This is a genomic window from Thermococcus sp. (genome assembly GCF_027066465.1).
In the GTDB taxonomy this organism is placed as follows: domain Archaea; phylum Methanobacteriota_B; class Thermococci; order Thermococcales; family Thermococcaceae; genus Thermococcus.
In genome coordinates, this window is record NZ_JAMONU010000008.1 from 1 (window position 1) to 4,301 (window position 4,301).

Consider the following 4,301-nt stretch of genomic DNA (forward strand, 5'->3'; position numbering starts at 1 on the left):
CTAACTTAACCCGGAAAAGCGCCGATTTAAAGCAGGGAACTGGTGTTACGGTGGACGATAGGCACCACCAGTGCGCTGAAATGAGCCAGGGCTTAAAAAGTTTGCTACTTAACGGCAACCAGCCAGTATCTCTTGTCGTTGGGCTTCAGCTCGTGAAGGTTTCCATAGATTTTAACCCGCCTGAAGTGCCTCTCGGCCAGAAGCCTCATCTCCCTCGGCGTGTGAATGTTGAGCTCATCGTCCACCATGAAGGCCCTAACGCTCCCGTCCGGTTTGATTATCTGAACGAGCCTCTTGAAGCGGAGCTTCTGAAAAGCAGGTTCCACCTCGCGCCAGTCGGTTATGATTAATCGCTCATCGCCCTTCCGCTCGTCCCACACTATCGGGCCGTCCCTTCCGCCGTAGTACCAGCAGGGAAAGTCCGCTATGAAAATCCCGCTCTCTTTCAGCGCCCGGTTTACAGAATTAAATAACTCCTGAATTGCAGAATCATCGAAATACATGATTGATGAAAAGAACATGGTTATCGCGTCGAACTCCTCCTCGAAGTCGAGCTCAAGCGCGTTTCCCTGAATGAACTCGACGCTAAGCCCTTCCCTTTCGGCCTTTCTTCTCGCAACTGCCAGCATCTCCTCGTGGAGGTCGAGGCCGGTAACCTCGTAACCGCGCCTCGCGAGTTCGAGCGTCGGAATCCCTGTTCCGCAGGCGAGGTCAAGGATTTTCTTTACTTCTCTTTCGGCCTCTTTCCGGAACAGCTCCTCAACGAAGTCAATCTCATCCTTAACCCGCTCGGCCCTTTTCCGATAAATCACGTCGTAGTACTCGGCCAGAACGGTGTAGAGCTCATGCATAAGACCACCAAAGTGAAATCAGCTTCAATCTTAAAACCCTTCTCCCAGCTCCTTGAACGCCCTGATAAGCCTGTCGTTCTCCTCTGGCTTCCTCACCGAAAAGCGCACGTATTCCGGCAGTCCAAAGCTCGCACAGTTCCGCACGAGGATTCCGCGCTTCTTCATGGCCTCAACAAAGTCCTCAGCGTTCCCAACGCGCTTGATGAAGAAGTTTGCGTCGCTTTTAACGTTTAAGGTTTTTTCAAGCCTCCCCTTCTCGCGCCAGATGAGGGGCATCGTCTTCCTGAGGTGCTCGAAGCCGTCTTCGATAAGGAATTCGAGAAAGGCAACTCCAGTCGAGCCTATGCTCCACGGCATTCTGACGCTTCTGAAAGCCTCTTCAAAACCAAGAACGTAGCCGACCCTTATTCCCGGCAAACCGTAGCTCTTGGTGAAGGTCCTGAGCTTTACAATGCTCTCCCCCTCCGGACTCTCCGGCTTTTTCACGAAGTCTATGAACGCTTCATCCAGAACGAGGAGTGCCCCTTTCTCTTCCACCGCATCGAGGAGTGGCTTGAGCTCCCCAACGCGGTAGAACTTTCCGTCGGGATTGTTGGGGTTGCAGAAGAAGACGACCGAGCCTCTCTCGACGAGTTCTGCCAGCTTTCCCGGTTCGTTCGGGCCTTTGACGACCCTCGCTCCAAAAATTTTCGCTGTTCTCTCGTACTCGCCGTAGGTGTGCTCCGGTATTATCGCCTTCTTTCCGCGGAGCGCGAGGATTCCGAGTAAATAGAGCGCCTCGGTGATGCCGGCCGTTACGGTTAGAGGCTCGCCGACAAGTTCGGCGAGTTTCCCCTCAAGCCTCTCGTAGTAGGGGTAGCGGTCGCTTATCTCCTTCGCTCGCCGGAACATATCGTCGAGCCACTCAGGGGGGTAAGGATTGAGCGACGCCGAGAAGTCGAGCAAACCTTCCTCCCTTGCGCCTCCGTGATAGGTCGAGAACTTCACGGGCTCAAGCATGGACACACCCCCGTTGCGAGGAGTAGAAGGACGATTCCAATCCATTCGGCAACGACGAACCAGTAAACCTTAAGGGCCCTCCTGATGTCCTCGTTTTTCGGCTCCCTGCCCGGGAAGCGGTAGACGCCGGGCTTCCCAAGCCAGACCCCAAGGACGGCGCTCATAGCTGACATCGGCTTGTCGGAGTTTATCTTGAACTTTGCAAGGCGGTAGTGCCTGAGAACCTTCAATCCGCCGAGCGGGAGGTATAGGAGAACGGTCAAGCGGGCGGGAATGAAGTTGAGGACGTCGTCCAGCCTCGCTGAAAACTTGCCGAAGAACTCGTAGCGCTCGCTCCGGTAGCCGAGCATGGCATCGAGCGTGTTCACCGCGCGGTAGAGCAGAGCTCCCGGGAGGCCGAAGAGGAGGAAGTAGAACAGTGGAGCGATTACAGAGTCGTTGAGGTTTTCAGCCAAGCTCTCTATCGAGGCGGAGTTGAGGTGAGCTTCATCAAGGGTTTCAACGTTCCTGCTCACTATCATCGAGACGGCCTTCCGCTTCTCCTCGATGTCCTCAGTTACAGTCCTCTCTATGTGCTCGTGGAGGCTCCTTACCGCGAAGGAGCTTTTCAGTAGGTAAACTGCCAAGACGTAGTTCAGCGGGAAGGGAAGGTAGCGGGGAAGGAGCGAAAGGACCAAAGCGAAGGCGATGACGGTGAGGGCCGTTAGAGTCCCTGCGAGAAAATCTGGAAGGGGGCCTTTTCTTTTCCACTTCCCGTCGAGAAAGCCAGCTATGCTTCCGAACCAGACTACGGGATGGAGCTTAACAGGTGGTTCCCCAAGGAGGATGTCCCACAGCAGGGCGAGCAGGAAGACCGGCGTGGAGTTCATAGCGGTACGTTGGAGCTGGACTTTTTATCCTTTTAGATTTCCTTGGGCGGTAGGTTGGAGTACAGAACGAACAGATTGTCACCATCAACGCTTTCCTTGACCCTCCTGAGAACGTCCCTTTTTTCACCGACAGCAAGTTTTACGAACTTTGGAGCCTTTTCCGCCCTGCGAACAATCATGAGTTCCCGTTCCTCTGCTTTTTCTCCCGGATTAACGATGAGAAGCGGTTCATCTCCCCATTCAAGCCGATATGAGCCTCCCTTACCAAGGGGAACGCGGGTCTTTATAACGACCACGGTTCTCTCGGCGCGCCTCCTCTCCCACAGGCCGAGGCTTATGGACGTTCCAAGGGCTATTAGAAGAAGCGCTGGAAGGAAGTAGCCGAGGCTTCCGAGATGGAGCGTCCTAGACTTGACGTAGCCCAGAACCCAGGTGAAAAGCACCAGGGAGAACACAACGGCCAGGGCAAACGTTATCAGCGAGGGATACACGACCTCCCAGACATCCCCCTCTGGAACGCCCAGAGAAGACAGCGACGCTCCCCTGTTCTGAAGGAACAGGAGGTAGTCGTCGGCTATCGAGATAAGCAGGAGGAGGGGCATTGAGAGGAACGCTTCCTTGGGCGTCATTGTGAGGTACTTGCCGATGAGCTGAACGAAACCCTTCTGGGACTGGGGAAAGGCCGTGTGGACGAAGGGAGAAACCGTCAGAACGAGGTATGCGAAGTAAGACAGGTACACGAGGGTCGCGAGCTTTCCTATCGACCTGCCCTCGAAGGTGAGGTAGAAAACGGCTATGAACAGGAGGGCGTAGATTATCTTTTCGGGAGAAAACGCGGCGAGGGAAAGGTATCTCACAAGGGGGTTTATGGAGAGGAGTAGCCTCGCCATCAGAACCACCAGGGGAAGGGCCAGGAGGAACCTGACGGCTCCAATCACTCCCTCCGACTTCATCTTATCAACCTCACGGTTTTTGTAACAACAGAGGTTACACCCTCTTTCGCGGGGTTCCATGGGAGGACGTAGACGCCGCCGGAAAGGCGTCTGTGTATCGCCCTTTTCTTGAGTTCGACGAGAAGGCCGGCGTCCCTGTCTATCGTCTGGTACACCGAGACGTCAAAGAGCAGGAAGGGAAGGCGCCTGAGCTTGTAGAGACCCCTCAGCTTCCGTATTCCTCCTTCGATTGAGGGGAGGTTCTCCGGGATAACGTTCCCAACGTAGATTATCAGCGGGGTGTAGCGGAGTATCGTCGATTTCAGCCTTCCAACGGCGAGGGCAAAGCTCTCTTCCTTCGGCGGGACGTCTTCAAGCTCCAGCAGGGTCTTGACGATGGTATACAGCTGCCTCATTCCGGAGGAGGGCATTATGAGCTTCCCGTAGCCCATGACGTAGAGACCGACGTTGTAACCCCTCTTGGCGAAGTAGTACGCGAGCGACGATATCAGCTGGATGCCGTATTCCATCGGGTTCTCCACCGATGTTCCCACGAGGCCTCCGTGAGGGTCCATCACGAACAGTATCGTCTTCTTGCCCTCCCTCTCGAACTCGTTCACGAGAACCCGGCCTCCCCTCGCGCTGGCCTT

At 55.1% G+C, this 4,301-nt stretch carries 5 protein-coding genes; all 5 read right to left on the minus strand.

Going from position 1 to position 4,301, the window contains the following annotated elements; genetic code table 11:
* Positions 1-104: 104 nt before the first annotated feature.
* Positions 105-851 (minus strand): class I SAM-dependent methyltransferase, encoded by a 747-nt coding sequence (locus tag MVK46_RS00335; protein ID WP_297534386.1) that lies wholly within the window; start codon positions 849-851, stop codon positions 105-107.
* A gap of 30 nt (positions 852-881) precedes the next feature.
* Positions 882-1,850, minus strand: a complete 969-nt coding sequence (locus tag MVK46_RS00340) for an aminotransferase class I/II-fold pyridoxal phosphate-dependent enzyme (protein WP_297534387.1) — start codon at positions 1,848-1,850, stop codon at positions 882-884.
* Positions 1,835-2,719: an adenosylcobinamide-phosphate synthase CbiB gene (gene cbiB / locus MVK46_RS00345; RefSeq protein WP_297534388.1), complete on the minus strand. Its 885-nt coding sequence runs from the start codon at positions 2,717-2,719 to the stop codon at positions 1,835-1,837. The genes MVK46_RS00340 and cbiB overlap by 16 nt, the downstream gene beginning before the upstream one ends.
* Before the next feature lie 32 nt (positions 2,720-2,751).
* A complete protein-coding gene (locus MVK46_RS00350; protein ID WP_297534389.1) occupies positions 2,752-3,672 on the minus strand; it encodes a hypothetical protein in 921 nt (306 codons plus the stop codon).
* Positions 3,669-4,301, minus strand: a 633-nt coding sequence (locus MVK46_RS00355; RefSeq protein ID WP_297534390.1) for a DUF58 domain-containing protein, incomplete at its 5' end; no start/stop codon positions are given. The genes MVK46_RS00350 and MVK46_RS00355, both read right to left, overlap by 4 nt.